The sequence below is a fragment of the Shouchella xiaoxiensis genome, assembly GCF_016907895.1.
GTDB lineage: Bacteria > Bacillota > Bacilli > Bacillales > Bacillaceae_D > Shouchella > Shouchella xiaoxiensis.
On sequence record NZ_JAFBCV010000009.1, the window covers coordinates 122474 to 145106 of the forward strand.

Genomic DNA, 22633 nt, shown 5'->3' on the forward strand with positions numbered 1-22633 from the left:
CAAGCCGTTTTTATGCGAAAAAACTGCTTCAGTGTCTCCAGATTGACGTAATGTAAAGACGATGGAACCTAATCAGGATCCATCGTCTTTTTACTGGTCTAGGCCTTCTTATTCGCTATCTGACTGCAGCCGGAGCGAAGCGTCTTCCACAGTAGACCCAGTTAGTTCAAAGATGAAGTGCGCATCTTGAGTAAGGAAGAGGCTAAAGCTGTTCTCTAATTCATACGGTTCATTTTCTTCTATAAGGATCGAAACAACTAAGCCTTGTTCTTGATCAAACCGAATGTCTTGTTTGGTGAAATCAAAGCTAATCTCTTCGCCGCTTGCTAAGGCAGAGCCATCCGCGTTAACAGTAGTTGTACTGTGGTCATCAAACTGAAGGGAGAAACCGTAGACAGGAAAAGACGCTTCGTTTTTAATCGTGATTCGAGCATCTGACTCGATTGGTTGGCCATTTGCACAACCGGAAAGAACAATAAATGAAGCAACAACCAATAGACGAAAAACCATCGCTCTCATAGATCAACCTCATCTCTTAATTTTTTTCTATTATACGCCTTTTATTATTGATAAACAATAAATAATTATCCTTTATCAAGTTTAATGGTGCGTCGTTTAGCAGCAAAAGGTTGTCGTTTGACTCTTTTTAAATGATGCAAGCATAATAGATGTAAGAAGAACTACACGTAGGAGGTAAGTCCATGTATCAAAGTTTAGAAGAATGTGTGCTTGATCTGGAAAAGCACGGGCACCTCGTCCGCATTAAAGAAGAGGTTGATCCTCACTTAGAAATGGCTTCGATTCAACGGCGTGTTTATCAGCAAGGTGGACCGGCGGTTTTATTTGAGAATGTAAAGGGTTCAAAGTACCCTGCGGTTGCCAATCTCTTTGGTTCAATTGAGCGAAGCAAATTCATGTTTCGTAAAAACTGGGCTACGGTTGAGAACATTATTGCTTTGCGCGACGACCCGATGAAAGCAATGAAAAGTCCCTTTAAAAATGTCGGTAACGGCTTATCTGCTCTAGCGGCTTTACCAATGCGTAAGTCCGGTTTAAATGGCTCGAAGCTAGAGGAAATAGAGATTACCGATATTCCGTTCATTCAGTCTTGGCCAGATGACGGCGGAGCCTTCATTACCCTGCCACAAGTCTATTCCGAAGACCCGGATAAGCCCGGTTTAATGGGCGCAAACCTCGGCATGTACCGTGTTCAATTAAACGGAAATGACTATGAAGTTGGCAAAGAAGTGGGGATGCATTACCAGATTCAACGGGGAATTGGTGTGCATCAAACGAAAGCAGCGAAAAAGGGAGAGCCGTTAAAAGTAAGTATTTTTGTCGGTGGACCACCCGCGCATACGCTTTCTGCCGTGATGCCCCTTCCTGAAGGGTTAAGCGAGATGCTGTTTGCTGGTCTGCTGGCCAATCGCCGCTTTCGCTATGGATACGTGGACGGTTACTGTGTTAGCCATGACGCTGATTTTGTCATTACGGGTGATTTGTACCCGAATGAGACTAAGCCTGAGGGACCGTTTGGGGATCATTTAGGCTACTACAGCTTAACGCATGAATTTCCGGTGCTAAAAGTACACAAAGTCTATGGCCGAAAAGGAGCGATTTACCCGTTTACCGTGGTTGGTCGCCCACCGCAAGAAGATACGAGCTTTGGAGCACTCATTCACGAGCTAACGGGCGACGCGGTGACGCAGGAGCTTCCGGGCGTGAAAGAAGTTCATGCCGTCGATGCTGCTGGTGTTCATCCCTTGCTGTTTGCGATTGGAAGTGAACGGTATCTCCCTTATCAAAAAGTAAAAAAGCCAACTGAGCTTTTAACAATTAGCAATCGCATTCTTGGATTTGGTCAGCTTAGTCTGGCGAAGTATTTATTTTTAACAGCCGAAGAGGATCAGCCTGTTTCAACGCATGATGAGGAAGCCTTTATTCAGTACATTTTAAAGCGGATTGATCTGCGTAGAGATCTTCACTTTCAGACAAACACAACCATTGATACGCTCGACTACAGTGGGACAGGCTTAAACAGTGGAAGTAAGGTTGTATTTGCGGCATATGGAGACGAGAAGCGCGATTTGTGCAAGCAAGTACCTCAAGGAATGAAGCAGCTTGAAGTGATCCAAGATGCACGACTGGTTATGCCTGGTGTTGTCGCAATCGAAACAACCGCTTTTGCAAGCTACGAAGAGATTCAAGCAGAAATGAAAATCTTAACGGATGCATTGGCTGAAATCAATTTAGAGCGCTGCCCACTAATTGTGCTTTGTGATGACAGTGCGTTTGTAAGTGAATCGAAGGAGAACTTCTTGTGGGCGACATTTACGAGAAGCAATCCGTCTCATGACATTCACGGTGTGGGTTCCTTTATCGAGCATAAACACTGGGGTTGTGATGCGGTCATTATTGATGCACGATTAAAAGGACATCATGCTCCACCGTTGATTGAAGACGAAGCCGTTGAGGCCCGCATCAATCATTTCTTTGAAGAGGGTGGCATCTTCGCGCCGACTGCTACAGAGGTTGATGAAGAGCAATCACCATAAAATAACCGGACTGCGCAACGATGCAGTCCGGTTTTTTTCGTATAGAAACGCCGATAGGATAGAATCCTACAATGAGTAAACTAGCTGGTTGACATTTATCTCGAATTCGTTATAATTGAATTAGAGATAAATAACGAGATACCATTTCGAGGAGGTTTTTTTAATGAATGAATTAAAAGGAATCCACCATGTTACGGCCATTACAAGCAGTGCAGAAAAAAACTATGACTTTTTTACCCATGTTCTTGGCATGCGATTAGTAAAGAAAACGGTCAATCAAGATGATATTAAAACGTACCATCTGTTTTTTGCCGATGATAAGGGCAGTGCAGGAACGGATATGACGTTCTTCGATTTTCCAGGCATCCCAAAAGGTAGCCATGGCACAGATGAGATTTATAAAACGTCATTCCGCGTACCGACAGATGAGTCCCTTACTTACTGGGAGAAACGCTTTGATCGCTTGGAAGTAGAGCATACTGGCGTCAAAAAATTGTTCGGTAAAAAAACATTGTCATTCGTTGATTTTGACGACCAGCAGTATCAGTTGATCTCAGATGAAAATAATACTGGAGTTGAGTCGGGCACTCCGTGGCAAAACGGACCAATTCCATTAGAGCATGCAATTACTGGCTTAGGGCCACTCTTTATTCGCGTCGCAAATGTTGACTTCTTTAAGCAAATGCTTGAGAACGTGCTTCATTTCAGACAAGTAGCACATGAAGGTTCAACTTACTTGTATGAAATGGGTGAAGGCGGAAACGGAGCGCAAGTTGTGGTTGAGCATAATATGGTTTTACCGCGTGCGCGCCAAGGATTTGGTACAGTTCACCATGCCGCATTCCGCGTAGAAGACAGAGCTGTTCTAGATGAATGGACAAATCATTTGGCATCGGTTGGCTTACAGACATCAGGTTATGTCGATCGTCATTTCTTTGAATCCTTATATGCTCGCGTGTCTCCACAAATCTTGTTTGAATTCGCAACAGATGGACCAGGATTCATGGGCGATGAGCCATACGAAACCTTAGGAGAAAAGCTTTCTTTACCGCCATTTTTAGAACCAAAACGCGAGTATATTGAAGATGCCGTGCGCCATATTGATACGGTGCGCAGCGACAAAACATTTACTAAAGAATAAGGTTAAGAGGGTTTCTTAAAACCTATATTTAAGAAAGTGCGGAAGGGTATGATATAACCCTTCCGCACTTTTTTTGCTATTGTTTTCGACATATGAAATGAAGATATATTGATATTTCTCGCTTCTAAGTATGAAAAGATAATCGTCGTTAATAGAGCGCGAAAGGAACCGGATTTTTTAGTCCCTTTTCTGATGTACACCCAAATTTATTGTTGATTGGAAAGAAAGGCGGTGACGCTAGCGGAAAAAGGGGCGTGTTGAGACTGCGAAGGCTCAGCCGTTCCGCCGCGGCAAGCTTCCACCTGGATTGGAAATCAACCTCTGCGCACATCGAAACAGTAGCTTGATGTATTAACAGGAGGGTGTGCTCAATGATTCTCATAACGACCATTCGTTTAGTTGAGTATCAGACTTTTTAAGAGAATCTAGGCAATTCATTGCGATTCACAACCGCTTTGACTTATGATGGACAAGAAGGCATTTACAATCGCCACTCATGGAAAAGGTAAAAAGGTTTCATACTAAGACGGCGATCGTTAATTTATGAGGTAAAGGAGACTGAACATGTCAGAAGTAAAACAAACCGCACACATTAATCCAAAAGGTGAAGAGATCGCAGAAACGGTTTTATTACCAGGTGACCCACTGCGCGCTAAGTTTATCGCAGATACATTTTTAGAAGACGTTACTCAATTCAATACTGTACGTAATATGTTTGGTTACACGGGAACGTATAAAGGAAAGCGTATTTCCGTAATGGGCTCAGGAATGGGAATGCCGAGCATGGGTATCTATTCATGGGAACTCATTCACGTCTTTGGCGTAAAAAACCTCATTCGTATCGGTTCTTGTGGAGCGTTACAAGATGATTTAAATCTGTATGACATCATTATTGGAATGGGTGCTTCTTCGAACTCCAACTATGTCAGCCAATACCATTTACCTGGACATTATGCGCCAATTGCATCTTACTCGTTGCTTGAAAAAGCGAAGCAAGTTGCTGACGCGAAAGGCTACCCAGTGCATGTGGGGAACATTCTTTCTAGCGATACGTTCTATAACGCCGATAAAGAAGCAAATGACAAATGGCGTGGCATGGGCATTCTTGGAATTGAGATGGAAGCTGCAGCACTTTACATGAACGCAGCTGAAGCTGGAGTGAACGCGCTTTGTATCTTAACTGTCAGTGATCATATTTACAAACAAGAAGAAACGACTTCTGATGAGCGTGAAACTTCATTTACAAAGATGATGGAAATCGCGTTAGACTTAGCTGAATAAAGCAAGAAAAGAATCAGGGACTCCTAAAAAGAGTGCCCTGATTTTTTATTTTTAAAAAAGAGGTTTAAGTGTCGTTAAGATTGGGTATCGGAACGACATGGGGTTGTAGAAATGGGTCGAATAGTGTCTTAAAAGGACTAAGAACAAAAACAAAGGGGTTTAAGAATGGGGAAAAAAAAGCAATTCAACAGCCATGAATCACTCGTTGAAGTGTCAAACAAGTTATTTGAGATTATCGTAAGAGAACTGAATGTCAACACAGCCTATATTGCGAGGCAGAACGAGCAGTCAATGACAGTCGTTAATTCGCATAACGAAAGCGAAGACATTGTCCCGAAAGATTATGAAATTGATTACAGAGATTCCAACTGTAAGTACGTCCTAGAAAGTGAGCAAGGGGAAGCAAAAGTAGACGATTTAATGACGTTCCATTTAACAAAGGATCGTGACGTAACAAAGGAGCTGCAGGTGCGTGGTTTTATGGGGGTAACACTGCGCAGCATTCAAGGTGATTTGTTCGGAACGCTATGTGTCATGGATAAATCAGAAAAGCAGTTTACCGATAACGATTTAGCGTTTCTCAAAACAATGGCTGATATTCTCTCCTATATGATTGAGCTTGATGAAACATCATCTGACATTGAATTACTAAGTGTGCCAATCATACCGATTCGATCAGGATTGGCTATTTTGGCTTTGCAAGGAAACATCGGCAAAAAACGTGGCAGAAAGATATTAGAAGATACGATGGACTATGCGGTTACGAACCGCGTCAATCATTTTGTTATCGATTTATCGGAAGTGAAGTACAGTGAAAATGAGTTTGCTAATTTAATTCATCAGCTCATTTCAGCCCTTAGGTTAATGGGTGTAAAGGTACTCTTATCAGGAGTTCCTGTAGAGCTGGCGCATGATCATGAGATACGTGATCAACTCGTGCGTTCTGAAGTTGAGTTCGTAAACACGATTGAGGCGGCTTTAATTAAAGTCGGATATGTACTGGAAGAAGTGAATTAACGTATTGTTGTAGGAGGTACTTATGTTTGAAGATTTATGGAATTCGACGTATGCATTGCTGTCGGATACAGGTTTTTGGTTAACGGTTATTGGCACTGTAATAAAAATTGCCGTGATATTACTATTGGCAAACATCGTTTTAAAAGTATTAAAGAGAGTCATTAGCAAGTCGTTGCAAAGACGTGAAGGGAAATATGTCAAGCTGTCGGAACAACGAAGCCAAACGTTAATTTCACTTTTGCATAGCGTTGTCGCTAATATCATCTACTTTGTGGCAATTCTGCTCGTATTGGATGAACTTGGATTCTCGTTAACGTCTGTTCTTGTCGGAGCCGGGGTACTCGGTCTTGCAGTTGGTTTCGGAGCGCAGAACGTCGTCCGCGACGTCATTACTGGATTTTTTATTCTTTATGAAGATCAGTTTTCCGTTGGAGACTTTATCACAACAGGAAATTATACCGGCACAGTCATTGAATTTGGACTGCGCGTTACGAAGATACAGGATTGGACCGGGGAAGTGAACATCATCCCTAATGGTCACATTGAAGACTTAAAGAATTACTCACGGGAAAATTCCTATGCAGTCGTCGATATGCGCGTTTCATATAAACAGGATATTGAGACGGCGCAAGCGTTTATTCAACAAGCGGCTTTAGCTGTTTTTGAGAAAAACGACAACATGATTGAAAAACCAGATATGCTTGGTGTGCAGGAGTTTAATGAGTCCGGTGCAGTTATTCGTGTTATCGCCCTCTCTAAACCAGTAATGCAGTGGAGTGTTGAGCGTGAGATTCGTCGTGCGATCTTAGATACATTTGCAGAAGAAGGCATTGAAGTACCTTATCAACAAGTAACCGTTCATCAGAAGGAACGTGTTTCTTAAAAATATATTGGTAGTTAAAAGTACGATAAGCGAGAGCGAGCTTATCGTGCTTTTTTTTGAGTAATCATTTACAAACAATACAACCTTTTTACAAACTTTATGATAGTTTAACCTCAGCTGCAACGTCACTTAACATTCTTTGTTTATGTTAGAGGTAACAACTTACATAAGGAGTGAAAGAGATGAAAAAGATTTTTCTGTTTGCAGGATTGTCGTTTTTATTAGTTGGATGTGGGCAAGGAACGAATGAAGCAACCGCTGAAGGGGATAGAGCGGGAAGCGAAACGAATGAACGAGAAAACTGGCCGGAAACATTGCGGTTTGCTGATACAGGTTTAGAAGGACTGGAAGAATTGCAGCGCGAGTTTGGTCCATTTAAAGATGCGTTAGAAGAAGTTCTCGATATTGAGATAGAATTTTTTGCTGTTAATGACCGCATTATTGGGGCGACAGCACTGGAATACGATCAAGTAGATGTCCTCCTTGCTGGACCGTCTGAATATGCGCAAATTAAATCGGTGGTTCCAGGTGCTGAACCGATAGTCGGGATTGAGCGAGCTGATTATCATGCAGCGATTATTGTTCATGAAGACAGTGAGTATCAAACGTTGGAAGATATAAAAGGAACAACGGTTGCAATGAAGGACGCTGGCTCAACGAGTGGTCATATTGGACCGAGCCAGATTTTAATTGAAGCTGGTTTTGATCTTGACCGTGATGTATCCATTCAACTGCTTGATGGAGCGCGAATCGAAGCATTTAAAAATCATGATGTGGAAGTACTTGCCACTGGGATTAAAGATTATCAGCAAATGGTAGAGGAGGATGGCGAAGGCAAATACCGCTTGTTGGCTGAGGGGGAGCCACTGCCAAATGATTTATTTGTTGCCTCTCCAGCATTAGACGACGGTTTTGTTGAAGAGCTAACAGCGGCCATTCTTGAGAATCAAGATGTAATCTTATCAAGTATTTTAGAAACGGGAGAGAACGATAAGTATTTAGAAGGTCAGTTTGTTGATGCAGAAGATGCCGACTATGATTCCATGCGTGAAGCGTATCGCGTACTTGGAATGGAGCTTGATTGATGGGGGCAGTCATCTCAGTCGAACGCTTAGCAAAAACTTATGAGAATGGAGTAACGGCTCTTAGAGGAATTGATTTTAACATACAAGCAGGGGAGAAAGTCGTTCTTCTTGGGCATAACGGGTCGGGAAAATCGACCTTATTCCGCTGCATGAGCCAGTTTGAGCAGCCGACTGAGGGTCAGGTTTTCGTTGAGGGTGTTAATCTCCCAAGTTTGAATAAACGGACATTGCGGACATACCGCAAACAGATGGGAATTGTGTTTCAGCACTTTAATCTTATATACAACCTATCTGTTATGCAGAATGTTTTATTTGGCGCTATGGGGCGCACAGCCACATTTGTGCAAGTGCTCGCCCCCTTTGCTACAAGTCAGTTAAGAGAAGAAGCCATGGACTGCTTAGAGCAAGTCGGTCTTGCCCATTTAGCAGGGCGTCGAGCAGATGCATTGTCGGGCGGCCAGAAACAGCGGGTTGCGATTGCAAGGATGCTCATGCAGCGACCGTCCATTATTCTTGCCGATGAGCCGATTGCAAGCCTTGATCCGAAAGCCGGTAAGGAAATTATGGCGTTGTTAACTAAGATTGCCTCAAACAAAGGGATGACGATGATTTGCATTCTACATCAGCTCGATGCTGCGTTGGAGTTTGGCGATCGAATCATTGCTTTAAAACAAGGTGAAAAAGTGCTCGATGCCCCAGTAGGGAAGATTGATCAGCGTCAACTATCATGGCTTTATGATATTGATGAAAAAGAGGAGGGTGTATCATGACTGAACGACAAAATGCGCATATGCCTCCTCGTTTTAAGCGTCCGCCTTTGCTTGCATGGTTCGGCTGGCTAGTCTTCTTGACGCTGTTTATTATGGGAATTCAGCACGGTGGGGTCTCGATCGATCGGCTTTCAACAGGATTTGTGAACATGATTCATTTCATTTCTACTGCTTTTCCACCTGACCCATCTCGATTCTCATCAATTTCAGCAGCGATGTATGAGACCTTTCAGATTGCCCTAGTGGGAACCGTTTTTGGCGTCATTATCTCTTTACCGGTCGCTTTGTTAGCATCTGCGAACACAACAATTCATCCGCTTGTTGGTTATGCAACAAAAGGGTTTGTCTCTGTTCTTCGCACCATTCCTGATCTTGTTTGGGCGTTAATCTTTGTCATCTCAATTGGGCTTGGTCCTTTAGCTGGGATACTAACGATTACCGTTGATACAATTGGTTTCTGTGCTCGCTTTTTTTCAGAGCGGATTGAAGAAATTGAGAAGGGGCCGTCAGAGGCGCTTGAATCAACGGGAGGCTCCAAGCTTGGCGTGATGTCAGGGGCAATCTTGCCGATTGGATTTGCTTCATTTGTCGGTACAAGCCTTTTTAGCGTGGAAAAAGCCGTACGATCAGCGGTAATTCTAGGTCTTGTTGGTGCGGGTGGAATTGGCGTCGAACTCTCGACATCAATGACGCTACGACGATTTGACGAAGCGCTAATGATCATTATTCTAATCTTGGTTGTGGTCATTGCTGTTGAACAAGTTTCACAGCGCATCCGTAAACGACTTATTTAGCGGAGGAGGAGCGCTTATGCACTATGTTTCAATCATTGAAATTGGCTCCAACTCCATGAAATGTACCATTTGCAGGAGAAAGAATGACGTATGGTGCGTGGTGGCGAAAAAGAAGACGCAGGTCCATCTAGCAAGACATCTCACTGTAGAACGATTTCTCAAAGAGGCAGCGGTAAAGAAAGTGATTTGGGGCCTGCAGCAGTTTAAAAAAGTGGAAGACGCTTACGGGTGCCGCGGATCATTTGTCTTTGCGACCGGTGCCTTGCGCCTCGCCTTAAACCAAGCGGAGATCGTAAAGACGATTAAAGAAAAGATGCATTCATCGATTCATATTCTCTCAGGGAATCTGGAAGCTTTGCTTGGATACCTTGCTCTGCAACAAAAAGAAAAACTGGAGGCTGGCATTATATTAGATACAGGTGGTGCTAGTACAGAGTTAACGGTTGTGTCTCAATCAAGCCCTGCATCTCTTCGCAGCTATCCCTTTGGGGCATTGACATTAAGCAATGATTATTTCAATCAAAAAGAGCGAGACTGGCGATTGTTTGTGGAGCAGTTAAAAGAAGAAATCGTTTTAAACAGTGTACATACAAAGCGAACGACTACGTTAGTCACAATCGGTGGATCTCATCATTTTTTAAAGGATATTGCGGGCGATCAAACATTTTCGAACGATTTCTTTAAGCAGCAGCTTTACGAGCTGTTAGAAAAAGCAGAAGAGGAATTTGTCACGTTAAAATGGATTCCGAAACATCGAATTGCATCATTCAAGGGTGGAATCCTACCGTTGCTTGCTGTGTTAGATGTGTTTCACGTTTCTAAAATTGCGTTTCATCGGCTGACAATTACGGAAGGTGTCATTGCTGCCCTAAATGAAAAAAATAAAAAAGCTAGATCAATTCTGAACGGCACCTCGAGCGTAAGTTTTACGTAACCAGGTGCCGTTCGTTTTTGCGTTACTTGCCGGTTAAAAGTGCTGCAAGTTGATCGTGTTCAGTCGATAGTTCAGCCACGTCTGCAAAGGTAAGCAGCATGCCTTGGAATACAACTTTTTTCGGTTCTTCTTTTTTGTATTCAGCAGCAATAACCTGCAGTGCATCGTGAAGATCCTGGTGCTTGCTTTCGGACAGAGAGAGTGTCGTCATTTTATGCTGTACCTGCTTAATAAGCTCCGCTACTTTTTCCTGCCCATGGGGAAAACAGCTGTGGTGCAGCAATGGTTTCATCATCGCTTCTGTCATCAAAGGAGCTTCTTGCCTCTGATTAAGTGCGGTAATTAAGTCATCTAAGCGATTTAAAATATAACGTGCCAGCTGTTTTTCTGACAACGTAACATGATTTAATAAGATCATTTGGAAGTACGTCTGTGTTAGTCCTTCGAGCATAATAACTGCATCCACATCGTGTGGCTTTAAATCTTCTCCGTAAATAGAAAGGAGAATGGTTTGGTGCCAAATAAAAATCTCTTTTTTCTTTTCTCTCATAAAGATCGCCATTTCTCGATTTGAGGCGAGGCCCTGTTCTTGGAATTGCATCATAATAAATTCCCGATGCGAAATAATCTCCTTAAACTGAACTTCAAGCTGTTTCTCAAATGTCTGCTTAGGCGAGAGGTTTTCTTCAGCAACGGCCGTTACTTTCTCCCATAACCGTCCATAATAATACTGAAAAATCGCCAGAATTAATTCGTCTTTAGAAGAGAAATGCAGATAGAATGCCCCTTTAGACATGCCGCTCTCAGTCACAATCTCTTGAATTGATGTTGTATGGAAACCTTTATTTGCAAATAAGCGCATTGCCGCTTCAATTAATTGTGTTCGTTTATCTTTCATTAGAAAGCAATCCTCTCAACAAATATCGTTACCTGTATCGTAACAGAAAAAAACATGAAGCGATACTGAGGTAATGACTAATCGGTCATATATGCTAAAAATAGACACAAATCACGTTAAAAAACAATTGATATTGATTGTTATGTTCGCTAATATAGATAATTATGACCAGTCAGTCATATGGGTGGAGGGAGAAGATGGATCAAAGAGAGACGCGAGATATGAACAAGAATGTTTCACGTGAATCATTAGAAACCATTGCAAGGCGATTACGCATACGCGGGGTAGATGCGATTGTCTGTTTACCTAAAACTGAACGCAAGGAGAACAAGTGGTGAAATCAATTATATCTTTTTCAATAAACAATAAGTTTGCCATCTGGTTATTAACCATTTTAATTACAGTAGCCGGAATTTTTGCTGGTACAACAATGAATCAAGAGGTCATTCCAAATATTGATGCGCCGCTTGTTAGCGTAACAACCATTTATCCCGGTGCAACGCCAGAAGAAATGGCTGAAGAAGTAACGATCCCAATAGAACAAGCTGTGGAAAATTTGAATGGTGTAGCCGTCGTTCAATCTTCTTCTTTTGAAAATGTATCCTCGATGCAAATTGAGTATGAATTTAGCAAGGATATGACAGAAGCTGAAGCTGAAGTCAAAGAAGCGGTTGAGGCGATTTCCTTTACAGACGGTGTGGAAGCACCGACTGTCTCAAGGTTAAGCTTTGGCGCTTTCCCAGTTTTAACGCTTAGCGTATCAGAAGATGGGAAAACTTTAGCAGAATTAACGGAACAGGTTGAAAATGAGATTATTCCGAGTCTAGAAGGGCTTCCTGGCATTGCCTCTGTAGCGGCAACTGGACAAGAGATGCAGGAAGTCGAAATAACTTTTGATCAAGAGGCACTAGCTGAAAATGGTTTAACAGAAGACATGATTACACAGCTGCTGGAAGCGCAGTCGATGCGCTTTCCTCTTGGACTCTATACATTTGGGGATACGGAACAATCTGTTGTAATCGATGGGCGCGTTACAACGATTGGTGACTTAAAAGAACTGCAGCTTCCAGTAACGCCGCCTTCATTGGGTGAAATGGAAATGGATAACATGCCTCCAGCACAAGGAGAAGGAGCGCAAATGCCGGCGATGGAGCCGAGCATGGTTGCGCTTGAAGATGTTGCCACTGTTGAGGTTGTGACACAGTCGGAATCGATTTCCCGGACAAACGGCCAGACATCAATCGGGGTTGAAATTGTCAAAGCTTCCGATGCCAATACGGTTGAAGTGGTGGAAGAAGTCAGAGAAGTGATTGTTGAGTTTGAAGAGAACGGCGTGACGATTGCCACGACAATGGATCAAGCTGAGCCGATTGAGGAAGCAGTTGCAACGATGTTAAGCAAAGCATTGTTCGGAGCGATGTTTGCTGTTTTGATTATCCTATTGTTCTTGCGTAACATTAAGTCAACCATCATCTCAGTTATTTCAATTCCGATTTCGCTCTTTATTGCGCTCATTCTATTGCAGCAGTTAGACATTACGCTCAATTTAATGACGCTTGGTGCGATGACCGTCGCGATTGGTCGAGTCATTGATGATTCGATTGTTGTTGTTGAAAACATCTTCAGGCGGATGGGCTCCAAGACAGAAACATTAAAGGGTAGAGCACTTATTCAGAGTGCAACAAAAGAAGTATTTAAACCGATCCTATCGTCAACGATTGTGACGAGTGCGGTGTTTCTGCCGCTTGGATTAGTTGAAGGCGTTGTTGGGGAATTATTTCTACCGTTTGGCTTAACGGTTATCTTCGCCTTGTTTGCATCGCTTCTTGTGGCGATTACGGTCGTACCGATGATGGCACATACGATGTTCAAAAAAGGCGTGCCGGCAAAACAGGTTCATGATGAATCGAAGCCAGGCAAGCTGGCGAGCGCTTACCGCAAGCTGCTGCAGTGGACCTTAAATCATAAGTGGATAACTGGCCTAATTGCAGTCGTGCTTCTGGTTGGGAGCTTATTTTTAACGCCATTTGTGGGCGTAAGTTTCCTTCCAGAAGACGAAGAGAAAATGGTCTTTGCCACCTATTCACCTAATGCAGGAACAACCTTCGCCGATGCGGAAGCCGATGTGAATGAGGCAGAAGCGATTTTACTTGCGCGTGAAGGTATTGATACGTTCCAGTTTTCTTTAGGTGGTTCAAGTCCGATGCCAATGGTGGCAACTGGAAGCAATTCAGCGATTTTCTACATTCAATATGAAGATGATTTTGAAGGATTTAGTGCTGAAAAAACGGCGCTACTAGAAGAGATGGAACAGGTAACAGAGAATGGAACATGGTCGTCCCAAGATATTGCTACAGGTGGTATGGGTTCAAGTGATTTAAGCATCCGAGTTTATGGAGAGACAGCTGAAGAAATTGAACCTGTCATTGAAGAAGTGACCTCGATTATGGAGCAGTACGATGACTTAGATGAACCCGAAACAACGATTTCAGATCGGTACAATGAATACACACTAGAGATAGACAAGGATCAGGTGACTCAGTACGGTTTAACGACGGCACAAGTAGGGATGGCGCTTTATTCCCGCGAAGATTCTGACGCCTTAACGACCGTTGAGGTGGAAGGACAGACGCTGGATGTTGTAGTTGCAACAGATGAAGAGCAATACGATGATCTTGACGAACTGCTCGCAGTCATGATTCCGACTCCAATGGGGACAGAGGTTGCAGTTGCCGATTTAGTGACGGTTGAAGAAGGCACGACGTCTTCAACGATTACCCGTCGCGAAGGACAGATATATGCCGAAGTCTCAGCAAAGATTCTTTCTGACGATGTCACACAAGTGTCTGGAGATGTTATGGAGGAAGTTGATGAGCTGGAGCTTCCGGCTGGAGTTACCACTCAAACAGGTGGTGTAACTGCTGACATTGAAGAATCGTTTACACAGTTAGGTTTAGCGATGCTCGCGGCAATTGCGATTGTTTACTTTGTCTTAGTTGTGACTTTTGGCGGCGGACTCGCACCATTTGCGATTTTGTTCTCGCTTCCGTTTATCGCGATTGGTTCACTTGTCGGTTTATTTATTACCGGTGAAACGATTAGCATTTCTGTCTTAATTGGGGTGCTCATGTTAATCGGAATCGTTGTAACGAATGCAATTGTTCTTATAGACCGCGTTATTCATAAAGAGCGCGAAGGCTTAAGCACAAGAGAATCGCTGCTTGAGGCAGGAACAACACGTTTGCGTCCAATCTTAATGACGGCACTTGCTACAATTGGTGCGCTCTTGCCGCTTGCATTTGGTTTAGAAGGTGGCGGTTTGATTTCGAAGGGGCTTGGGATTACCGTTATTGGTGGTTTAACAAGTTCGACACTGCTCACGCTTGTAATCGTGCCAATTGTGTATGAAGCGTTAATGAAGATGAAAAGAAAGATAAAAACAGAAGGATAATGGTTTACGCTCAGTGGTCTTTTCTCAATTAGTGATTGGGGGAAGGCCATTTTTATATCGTTTCGCTTTAACAAGTTTGTTCAATAAAAGGACTGCTTTTGTTCATTCTCCGTTCATAGAACAAGTCTATTCTAGTTGTATCAAGGTAAAAGGATGTGAGTACATGTTTTTAGCGATGCGAGAATTGGCTTATGCGAAGTTGAGATATGCGCTTATTGCGCTCATAATGTTTTTACTGTCTTTGCTTGTGCTGTTCGTTTCAGGATTGGCACAGGGATTAGCGACGGATAACGCTGCGGGTATTATGAATATGGACGCAGATTATTTCGTATTAGATGAAGAAGCTGAGAATCAGTTAACACGATCAATTGTCAGCGAAACCGATCAAGAAGCGGTTGCGTCCTTTTCTGATAAGGCCGAGCCGATTGGGATTCATATGGCTCAGATAGAAGACGGAGAAGATTCACTTGCTGATATTGCCTTTATGTCATTTGAAAATGGAAGCAAGTGGTTCCCGGAAGTGATTGAAGGAGACGCTCCGACTGCGCCTGGTGAAATTGTAGCGGATAAATCGCTGAAGTCAGAAGGTTTTGCAGTAGGTTCATCTGTTCATGATTCAGCTAGTGATATGATGTTTACGCTTGTTGGTTTTTCTGAAAATCAACGCTATGGCCACTCGCCTATTCTTCATGTGTCGGAAGAAGATTGGACGGAGATGGGAGGCGCTGAGTTTATCACTAGTGGTCTTATTCTGGAATCGTTAACGAGTGACGATGCTGAACAACTTGCAAGCGAGTTAGATGAGGGGGCTGTTGTTTCTCATAGCGATGTTCTCTCAGCATTTGTGTTAGCTGCTTTTTTCTACGTGATGACAATTCAAAAGCTGACGCAGTTTGGTATCTTAAAAGCGATAGGTGCTCGATCTAAAGAGTTAGCTAAAGCGGTCTTTTTTCAAATTGTGATCCTATCAGCAGTAAGTGTCGGGCTTGGTATTGGGGCGACGTTAGTTGTGGGTAATTTGTTACCAAATGGAATGCCGTTCCACCTAGATTTTGAATTAATAGGCTTGCTTGCTGCTTTGTTCTTTGCTGTGGCGGTGCTGGGCTCATTGTTATCGCTTGTAAAAGTGATAAAAGTAGATCCGTTAGAAGCAATTGGAGGAGGAGCAGAATGACGACAATGCTTGATTTTCAAGGTGTAACGAAATCTTTTGGAGACGGAGAAGGAAGAGTAGACGTGTTAAAGAGCATCCAGCTATCGGTAAAGTCTGGTGAGCTGGTTTGTATAACAGGACCCTCAGGATCAGGAAAGAGTACGATGCTTTCCTTAGCTGGCGCTTTGCTTTCGCCAAGTTCAGGAACGATAAAAATAAATGGGAAAGACCTTTCAAAGCTGGATGAAAAAGCAAGAAGTGACGTACGTCTAAATCAAATCGGCTTTATCTTTCAATCCGCGCACTTGTTGCCGTATTTAAAGGTTGAGGATCAGCTTCTTTATATCGCAAAACTAGCAAAAATGGAACGCAAACAAGCGAAAGAGCGTACGGCAGAACTATTGGATTCATTAGGAATGTCGCATCGGGCGAAGCAGTACCCAGTTAACTTATCTGGTGGGGAAAAACAACGAGTAGCGATTGCGCGAGCTTGGATGATTAATCCAGATTTAATTCTAGCGGATGAACCAACGGCTAGTCTAGATGCCAAGCGCGCCCGTGAGGTTGTCGAAACGCTAGCTAAAGAAGTGAAAGCAAAAGATAAAGCAGCCGTTATGATCACCCATGACCAGCGGATGTTTGATTTATGTGATCGGGTCATTGTGATTGAAGACGGAAAGATAACGACCGAACATGCATAATCTGGTAGCCAAGCTGAGATTTATCTCGGCTTGGCTACGCAATAATTTATATCCAGAAATTCACTAATTTCTTTTGTTGACAAAAGGAGGCTCTTCTTACTAGAATAAAAGGGTATATTTATTCCCTTAATCTAAAGGAGATTGTTGTATGTATCTGGTTGTTCTTAACTAATCCAATCAATTGGATAACCGAAATGCAAAAAAACGTGGCTGCGCGACGTTTGTTTACTTATGTGCATTTTGGAGTATGTTAAGAACACGTATCATAGCCTAAGGGATTATTTTGCTATGGCAGAGGTGTCATGGTTTTTTTGTGTCTAAAAAAACCATGATGAAGAGCTGCTATCGCTGTATCCTGCCGTCGTGAGCGTTTGTTCACGACGGTTTTTTTGTCTGGGCAAATGCAAGCTGCGGCTTCTAAATAAAAGGAGGAAGACCGATGAATCAACAAACATTCGAAGCACTAGAATACAACGCTATTTTAACTAAAATTGCTAGCTATACACGGACGGATGCTGGGAAAGAAACGGTGCTTGAACTCAAACCGCTTGAAAATCGCAAGCAAATTGAGGCAAAGCTAGCAGAAGTGATGGAGGCAATGGCGATACTCGAGCGAAGTGGGAGCGTCCCTATTCACAGCTTAGGGGAAATGGAACATTTTATTGAACAAGGAAAAAAAGGACTGTATGTCCGAGCGGATCAATTTAACCAAGTGCTTTCGTTTCTCGATCATTGCCGCAAGCTAAAACAATTTATGAAGGACAAAGAAGCCATTGCTCCGGCTGTCTCAAGCTATGCGTTCTCAATTGAATCAATGGATGAACTCGAAGCAGAAATTTCCCGCTGTTTGCGTCACGGCCAAGTCGATGATCATGCCTCTAGTGAATTGGCGTACGCACGTCGTCAGCTGGCGACGTTGAACGATAAGGTGAAGGAGAAGGCGCAAGGGCTGTTAAAAAATAAACGGTTCACGCCTTATTTACAAGACAAGACGCTATCTGAACGAAACGGCCGTATCGTTCTTTCAGTTAAGAAAGAATATCGCGCTAAGGTTGCAGGAACCGTGCTCGATACATCAGCTTCCGGGTCAACCTTATTCATTGAACCCCATGATTTAAGCGACATTCAAGCAGATATTGCCATGATGAAGCTCGCAGAGGAGGCAGAGGTTGAACGAATCCTCTACGACTTAACAGCACAGCTGCTGACCTATGAGCAGGCGATTCGAATTGCCGTTGAAGTGATGCATCACTATGACGTGTTGTTTGCAAAAGCGAAATATAGCCAAGTCATTGAAGCGATTGCGCCCAACTTAAATGAAGACGATCATCTATCGTTCCTGCGCGCCCGTCATCCGATGCTGGCCCAGTCTGCCGTCCCGCTCACGATTCAGTTCGGCGAGGAAGAACGCGCGCTTGTTATTACCGGACCGAATACCGGTGGTAAAACGGTGACGCTGAAGACGATTGGATTATTAACCATTATGGCGCAAGCGGGGCTCCCCATTCCGGTTGACGCAGGCAGCTCAGTCGCTATCTTTAAGGAGATTTACGTTGATATTGGAGACGGACAGAGCATTTCTGATAACCTCAGTACGTTTAGCTCACGCATGGTTAATATCATTGATATTATGCGGAAAACAAATGACCGCTCGCTCGTGTTAATTGATGAGCTTGGTTCAGGAACCGATCCAGCTGAAGGAATGGCGCTCGCAATCGTTATTTTAGAACAGCTCTTTAAAAAAGGCGCGACGTTATTTGCCACAACGCACTACAGCGAGATGAAAGATTTCGCCCAAACAACACCAGGTTTTTTGAACGCATCAATGGAGTTTGATCTAAATACGCTCGCACCAACGTATCGTCTACTCATGGACGAAACGGGCAAGAGTCAGGCATTTGATATCGCCTTAAAGCTCGGCATGCATCCGGAAATGGTCGAGCGAGCCCACGAAGTTGCCTATAAAGAAGAATACGATTATCAGAGCCGATTTGAACCATCAGCGTTAAAAGAGTTACCATATGAGCAGCAAATTATTGTAAACAAGTATAGAAAGAAAAAGAAGACCGCGCCAAAAGAGATCGTTGTTCATTTTAATCAAGGTGATAACGTGACCGTTCAGGCAACAAATGAGACGGCAATTGTTTACAAGGGGCCTGATGTTTCTGGCAACTACATTGTTCAAATCAAAGGGGAAAAGCGGACGGTAAATCAAAAGCGCCTCAAGCTCGCAATCTCAGCAAGTGAGCTCTACCCAGCTGATTATGATTTTGATCAAATTTTTAAAAGTGTAGCCTACCGCAAAACGAAACGAGATATGAGCAAGAAGCATGTGGACGGCCAGAGCCTAAATGAAGAATAGGAGGAACCCTTGGGACGCGGAAGCGGACCAAGGGTTTTTTTGTAGACTAACGATGTACTTGATGGTGGCGAAAATAGAGAAAAGAGCCGTAAATAAGGAAGCCAGAAATAAATGTAAAAATGATCACTAGCATGATTGGATAAAGCACGGGATAACCGAATAGATTATACGCCTCATACGCCTGGAACAAGCGCTCGACTCGGATGAATTCGAGATAGCTGAACGAGTTAAGGTAGGCAAAAAAACCTTCGTCCATACCAAATTGTCGGAGCAGAAAAGGAAACGCCAGAAGTCCTCCTGCAAGAAAAAAGGTAAACAACGTTTGCTTAAGCAACATGGAAAGGAAAACGACAAGAATGGTAAAGCAGAGGCAGGCAACGAGCTGCACAGCCATTGTAACAAGAAAGTATTGCCAAATCGTCCAGTCATAGGGTGCAAGCAGGTGATCAAAGCTAAAGGCATAAAGGTAGCTTGGCAAGCTTTGCATCGGCGCATCACCACCTGAGAACGAACCAGCGATAAAGAACTGTAACACAAGGTTCGTACCATGAAAGAGGAAGAAAATAATGGATGTGTACATAAGTGCAGCGATCAACTTTGCCGTAATGATTTTTCGTCTGCCATGCTTTGTTGCGAGAATGAGACCTGCTGTGCGCTTCGTGTATTCTTCCGCGTAGACAGGTGTCACTCCAAGTAAAATCATGATTGCAAGTAAAAGGACGCTAAAGAATGGTTCGATTAATGCAAAAACGCTGTTCCATCCATTCACAAGATAGAAACCGTACGGGTTTTCTAAAGCATTAAGCATGTCCAATTCTTTCTTACTCTCCCGATGAGCATAAGTTCCCGTGGGCTCTCGTTCTAAGCTTTGGACGAGGGCTTCTTTCCGCTCAACTAATTCAGCAGCGCTATTGCCGGCGACTGCAACAACATATTGAACATTTCCTTCTTCCATTAATAGGGATTGATCACCTGCATCGGAAGCCCGCATCGCCTCTCTTGCGGCGTCAACCTTATCTGGCGTTACTGCACCACCCCAGTCGGCATAAAGGCTCTCGTAAACGGGGTCTGCCAGCGTTTCGTTTGAGCCAGATGAACGTGGATCAAAAAAAATAAACAAGGCAAGACAGCCACCCATAACAAGCCAAAGACTTTTCCGCGAAAGAATTTTATAAAGTTCATGTCTAATCATGTGACTGCGCCTCACTTTCATTAAAAAAGAATAAGTAAACGTCTTCCAATGTAGCTTGGACGTTTTTGGCTTGGGGCAGTGGTTTCTCTGGAGAGACAATCCGAATCGAAATACCATCTGCCTGCCGCTGGATATTGCCTAACTTAAATGAGCGTTGTACCTCTGCAAGTTCTTCCTGAGTCACAATAGCTGTCCAGACGTTGTCCTCAACCTGAGTAAGCAAGTTGTCCAGCGTGCTACGCTGGAGCAGCTGCCCGTTTTCCAGCAGCAAGATTTCTTTAGCAATGTATTCAATATCGGAAACAATATGGGTTGAAAGCAAGACAATGCGATTGGCAGAAATGTCGGATAAGAGATTACGGAAGCGAATTCGTTCCTGTGGATCAAGTCCTGCTGTCGGCTCGTCGACAATTAAGATTTTGGGGTCATTTAATAATGCTTGAGCGATGCCAAGTCGACGTTTCATGCCGCCAGAATAAGTACCAAGTTTCTTCTTACGTTCATTTGTTAAATTAACTAAGTCAAGCACTTCGGCAACGCGTTTTTTTGCATCGACTGGTGACAAGCCCTTTAGGCTTGCAAAGTACAGTAAGAAGCGCTCCGCGTTGAAGGTTTGATAAACACCAAAATCTTGCGGTAAGTAACCAAGCTGATCGCGGTAATTTTCATCTAGTAACGAGATGTCTTTGCCATCGAGCAGGATGCGTCCAGATGATGGTTTTGAAATGCTTGCTAACATTCGCATCAGGGTTGTTTTTCCGGCTCCGTTTGGACCGAGTAGTGCATAGACCCCTTCAGTTAATTCAGTTGAAAACGGTGAGATAATGACTTTTCCTTTAATTTGTTTTGTGATGTTCTCAATAACTAGTTTCAACGGGATCACTCTTTTCAAAATTTTGGTATTGCTTTGCAACATGCTTCAGCTGAAGTGTGAACAGCAGAATAGCGGTTAAAAAAGTGAAAAGGTAGAGGCTGATGTGCAAGGATAGAAAGACTTGACTTCTAATAGGGTCGAGAAGAACATAGCCACAGAAAACAAACCAGATAGCAAGAAAGCTAACAAGGAAGGGAATTCTCCTTAGTTTCATACTTAAATAGAAGGCAATCGCACAAAATAAGGTTAAGGGTACAAACCAGCTAAGTATTAAAGAAAACAACTGTGCTGCATCAATGATGGGCGTGGAGCTGAGCATAAAGAGTGTATTTACTAGTACTGTAAATAGACTGATGACGAGTAATCGAGCATATAGAATGGTATGAGCGCTCCATTTACAGCTCATTTCCATTTCTAATAAACCGTGCTCTCTTCCTTTAATGATTTCAAGTAAACCAAAAACAAAAGGAGCTGGGGCAAGCATAATAAGCGATAGAATTGGATGATGTGCGGTTTCAATTGTTATGAGGTAACCAACGATAAAAAATGCGATAGTCAATAACCAGTAACGTCGACTCATATAGAAGATCTCGATACTTGCTCGCTCTATTAGAGTTTGTCCTTGACTGAACCAATTTTTTAACAGTCTTTCTTTAGCGGGAGCATATTGTTGTAAGGTCTCAATTGTTGCCTGAATTTGTTCTGAGTTCGGGTAGTTAACAAGATAAGCATCAAGTTCTTCTTCAAGCTCTTGCAGTGCTATGTACATTTCATCCGATAACAATTCTTCATCTTGTTTTGCGAAGTTGGTTTGTTGTTTCTTCATCTATATCCCTCCTTTTTAACTGTTTTTTTAACTTATGGATGCCTTGCTGTAGCCTTGATTTTACAGTTGCTTCTTTTTTGTTTGATAAAGAAGCGATCTCTTTAATCGATAAGTCATGGTAATATTTCAGGATAATGGCTTCGCGTTGGTGGTCGGGAAGAAGCCCCAATGCTTCTTTCACTCTTTCGCTATCTAGCTTTTTTGATAATAGTTTGGGTATATCTGCAGATTCATCTTTCAAAGACTCAAATAAAGGAAGTTGCGTTGCGCTCTGTTGGTGGGCGCGACTTCTGAAATAATCTCGAGAATGATTAACTGCGATTGTTAAGAGCCAATGTGAAAAAGGTTTACTGTTTTTGTAGCGAGGAATGGCCTTAATTACCTTAATAAACACTTCCTGAGTTAAATCATAGGCGAGTTGGTCGTTTCCTAATTTACGATAAAAAAATGCAAAGACCGTATGATAATGCCGTTTTACGAGTACATCCATTGCTGCCTTACTGCCTTGTTTGATTTCCGCAACTAATTCTGCGTCAGTTGGCATAAGCAATCACCACCTCTACTAATAGTAACGAAGGAAACCGAATAAAGATTTAAAAAAAGCTTATTTTTATAAAAATTAATAGACAGATTATGTCGACTTAGATACCAATTGTAGTCATTAATAGAATTAATATTCTGTTCATGTGACCAGCGTTTACATCGCTTGAAGGCTA

General features: G+C 42.9%; 20 protein-coding genes. 14 read left to right on the forward strand and 6 right to left on the reverse strand.

Features of this window, described 5'->3' with window-relative positions; all coding sequences use genetic code 11:
• Window positions 1–108 precede the first annotated feature (108 nt).
• Window positions 109–519, reverse strand: a complete 411-nt coding sequence (locus tag JOC54_RS14375; protein ID WP_204466873.1) for a hypothetical protein — start codon at window positions 517–519, stop codon at window positions 109–111.
• A gap of 182 nt (window positions 520–701) precedes the next feature.
• Between JOC54_RS14375 and JOC54_RS14380 the strand changes: the two genes are divergently transcribed.
• The 9 genes from JOC54_RS14380 (at window position 702) to JOC54_RS14420 (ending at window position 10460) form a co-directional block, all read left to right on the forward strand.
• Complete coding sequence (locus JOC54_RS14380; protein WP_204466874.1) at window positions 702–2555, forward strand: UbiD family decarboxylase; 1854 nt, start codon at window positions 702–704, stop codon at window positions 2553–2555.
• A 163-nt stretch (window positions 2556–2718) separates the two neighbouring features.
• On the forward strand, window positions 2719–3696 hold the full coding sequence (locus JOC54_RS14385; protein ID WP_204466875.1) for a ring-cleaving dioxygenase: 978 nt from the start codon (window positions 2719–2721) through the stop codon (window positions 3694–3696).
• 564 nt (window positions 3697–4260) lie between these two features.
• Window positions 4261–4977 carry a purine-nucleoside phosphorylase gene (deoD, locus tag JOC54_RS14390; protein WP_204466876.1) on the forward strand — a complete coding sequence of 239 codons (717 nt, stop codon included), beginning with the start codon at window positions 4261–4263 and terminating at the stop codon, window positions 4975–4977.
• A gap of 165 nt (window positions 4978–5142) precedes the next feature.
• The gene (locus JOC54_RS14395; protein WP_035421137.1) at window positions 5143–5994 is read left to right on the forward strand and encodes a GAF domain-containing protein; all 852 of its coding nucleotides are present in this window, start codon (window positions 5143–5145) and stop codon (window positions 5992–5994) included.
• A gap of 22 nt (window positions 5995–6016) precedes the next feature.
• Window positions 6017–6877, forward strand: a complete 861-nt coding sequence (locus tag JOC54_RS14400) for a mechanosensitive ion channel family protein (protein WP_035440487.1) — start codon at window positions 6017–6019, stop codon at window positions 6875–6877.
• A 182-nt stretch (window positions 6878–7059) separates the two neighbouring features.
• On the forward strand, window positions 7060–7962 hold the full coding sequence (locus JOC54_RS14405) for a PhnD/SsuA/transferrin family substrate-binding protein (RefSeq protein WP_204466877.1): 903 nt from the start codon (window positions 7060–7062) through the stop codon (window positions 7960–7962).
• Entirely contained in the window at window positions 7962–8732 is a 771-nt protein-coding gene (gene phnC, locus JOC54_RS14410) for a phosphonate ABC transporter ATP-binding protein (RefSeq protein ID WP_204466878.1), read from the forward strand. Before JOC54_RS14405 ends, phnC begins: the two co-directional genes overlap by 1 nt.
• The gene (phnE, locus tag JOC54_RS14415; protein WP_239586741.1) at window positions 8729–9526 is read left to right on the forward strand and encodes a phosphonate ABC transporter, permease protein PhnE; all 798 of its coding nucleotides are present in this window, start codon (window positions 8729–8731) and stop codon (window positions 9524–9526) included. The genes phnC and phnE overlap by 4 nt, the downstream gene beginning before the upstream one ends.
• A gap of 16 nt (window positions 9527–9542) precedes the next feature.
• Window positions 9543–10460, forward strand: a complete 918-nt coding sequence (locus JOC54_RS14420) for a Ppx/GppA phosphatase family protein (protein ID WP_204466879.1) — start codon at window positions 9543–9545, stop codon at window positions 10458–10460.
• A 22-nt stretch (window positions 10461–10482) separates the two neighbouring features.
• Here JOC54_RS14420 and JOC54_RS14425 read toward each other — a convergent pair whose 3' ends face one another.
• A complete protein-coding gene (locus tag JOC54_RS14425; protein WP_204466880.1) occupies window positions 10483–11358 on the reverse strand; it encodes a TetR/AcrR family transcriptional regulator in 876 nt (291 codons plus the stop codon).
• 197 nt (window positions 11359–11555) lie between these two features.
• On the opposite strand from JOC54_RS14425, the gene JOC54_RS14430 reads away from it, so the two are divergent.
• The 5 genes from JOC54_RS14430 (at window position 11556) to JOC54_RS14450 (ending at window position 19025) form a co-directional block, all read left to right on the forward strand.
• Window positions 11556–11696: a hypothetical protein gene (locus JOC54_RS14430; protein WP_157684225.1), complete on the forward strand. Its 141-nt coding sequence runs from the start codon at window positions 11556–11558 to the stop codon at window positions 11694–11696.
• Window positions 11693–14809, forward strand: coding sequence for an efflux RND transporter permease subunit (locus JOC54_RS14435; protein ID WP_204466881.1), 3117 nt, complete (start codon window positions 11693–11695; stop codon window positions 14807–14809). The genes JOC54_RS14430 and JOC54_RS14435 overlap by 4 nt, the downstream gene beginning before the upstream one ends.
• Window positions 14810–14972: 163 nt before the next feature.
• Window positions 14973–15983: an ABC transporter permease gene (locus JOC54_RS14440; protein WP_204466882.1), complete on the forward strand. Its 1011-nt coding sequence runs from the start codon at window positions 14973–14975 to the stop codon at window positions 15981–15983.
• Complete coding sequence (locus tag JOC54_RS14445; RefSeq protein WP_204466883.1) at window positions 15980–16663, forward strand: ABC transporter ATP-binding protein; 684 nt, start codon at window positions 15980–15982, stop codon at window positions 16661–16663. The genes JOC54_RS14440 and JOC54_RS14445 overlap by 4 nt, the downstream gene beginning before the upstream one ends.
• Window positions 16664–17102: 439 nt before the next feature.
• Complete coding sequence (locus JOC54_RS14450) at window positions 17103–19025, forward strand: endonuclease MutS2 (RefSeq protein ID WP_204466884.1); 1923 nt, start codon at window positions 17103–17105, stop codon at window positions 19023–19025.
• A gap of 46 nt (window positions 19026–19071) precedes the next feature.
• Here JOC54_RS14450 and JOC54_RS14455 read toward each other — a convergent pair whose 3' ends face one another.
• Genes JOC54_RS14455 through JOC54_RS14470 form a run of 4 tightly spaced genes read right to left on the reverse strand, consistent with a single transcriptional unit; the run spans window position 19072 to window position 22461 of the window.
• A complete protein-coding gene (locus JOC54_RS14455; RefSeq protein WP_204466885.1) occupies window positions 19072–20217 on the reverse strand; it encodes an ABC transporter permease subunit in 1146 nt (381 codons plus the stop codon).
• Complete coding sequence (locus tag JOC54_RS14460) at window positions 20210–21091, reverse strand: ABC transporter ATP-binding protein (protein ID WP_204466886.1); 882 nt, start codon at window positions 21089–21091, stop codon at window positions 20210–20212. The genes JOC54_RS14455 and JOC54_RS14460 overlap by 8 nt, the downstream gene beginning before the upstream one ends.
• Window positions 21075–21917, reverse strand: coding sequence for a hypothetical protein (locus tag JOC54_RS14465; RefSeq protein WP_035421144.1), 843 nt, complete (start codon window positions 21915–21917; stop codon window positions 21075–21077). Before JOC54_RS14465 ends, JOC54_RS14460 begins: the two co-directional genes overlap by 17 nt.
• Window positions 21880–22461 (reverse strand): RNA polymerase sigma factor, encoded by a 582-nt coding sequence (locus tag JOC54_RS14470; protein WP_035440500.1) that lies wholly within the window; start codon window positions 22459–22461, stop codon window positions 21880–21882. Before JOC54_RS14470 ends, JOC54_RS14465 begins: the two co-directional genes overlap by 38 nt.
• Between the last annotated feature and the right edge of the window lie 172 nt (window positions 22462–22633).

Coding starts and splice junctions, on each gene's coding strand:
- JOC54_RS14420 (WP_204466879.1), top strand. CDS start 9,543: ATGCACTATGTTTCAATCATTGAAATTGGCTCCAACTCCATGAAATGT.
- JOC54_RS14375 (WP_204466873.1), bottom strand. CDS start 519: ATGAGAGCGATGGTTTTTCGTCTATTGGTTGTTGCTTCATTTATTGTT.
- JOC54_RS14445 (WP_204466883.1), top strand. CDS start 15,980: ATGACGACAATGCTTGATTTTCAAGGTGTAACGAAATCTTTTGGAGAC.
- JOC54_RS14405 (WP_204466877.1), top strand. CDS start 7,060: ATGAAAAAGATTTTTCTGTTTGCAGGATTGTCGTTTTTATTAGTTGGA.
- phnC (WP_204466878.1), top strand. CDS start 7,962: ATGGGGGCAGTCATCTCAGTCGAACGCTTAGCAAAAACTTATGAGAAT.
- JOC54_RS14455 (WP_204466885.1), bottom strand. CDS start 20,217: ATGATTAGACATGAACTTTATAAAATTCTTTCGCGGAAAAGTCTTTGG.
- JOC54_RS14430 (WP_157684225.1), top strand. CDS start 11,556: ATGGATCAAAGAGAGACGCGAGATATGAACAAGAATGTTTCACGTGAA.
- JOC54_RS14425 (WP_204466880.1), bottom strand. CDS start 11,358: ATGAAAGATAAACGAACACAATTAATTGAAGCGGCAATGCGCTTATTT.
- JOC54_RS14400 (WP_035440487.1), top strand. CDS start 6,017: ATGTTTGAAGATTTATGGAATTCGACGTATGCATTGCTGTCGGATACA.
- JOC54_RS14440 (WP_204466882.1), top strand. CDS start 14,973: ATGTTTTTAGCGATGCGAGAATTGGCTTATGCGAAGTTGAGATATGCG.
- JOC54_RS14470 (WP_035440500.1), bottom strand. CDS start 22,461: ATGCCAACTGACGCAGAATTAGTTGCGGAAATCAAACAAGGCAGTAAG.
- JOC54_RS14450 (WP_204466884.1), top strand. CDS start 17,103: ATGAATCAACAAACATTCGAAGCACTAGAATACAACGCTATTTTAACT.
- phnE (WP_239586741.1), top strand. CDS start 8,729: ATGACTGAACGACAAAATGCGCATATGCCTCCTCGTTTTAAGCGTCCG.
- JOC54_RS14385 (WP_204466875.1), top strand. CDS start 2,719: ATGAATGAATTAAAAGGAATCCACCATGTTACGGCCATTACAAGCAGT.
- deoD (WP_204466876.1), top strand. CDS start 4,261: ATGTCAGAAGTAAAACAAACCGCACACATTAATCCAAAAGGTGAAGAG.
- JOC54_RS14395 (WP_035421137.1), top strand. CDS start 5,143: ATGGGGAAAAAAAAGCAATTCAACAGCCATGAATCACTCGTTGAAGTG.
- JOC54_RS14465 (WP_035421144.1), bottom strand. CDS start 21,917: ATGAAGAAACAACAAACCAACTTCGCAAAACAAGATGAAGAATTGTTA.
- JOC54_RS14380 (WP_204466874.1), top strand. CDS start 702: ATGTATCAAAGTTTAGAAGAATGTGTGCTTGATCTGGAAAAGCACGGG.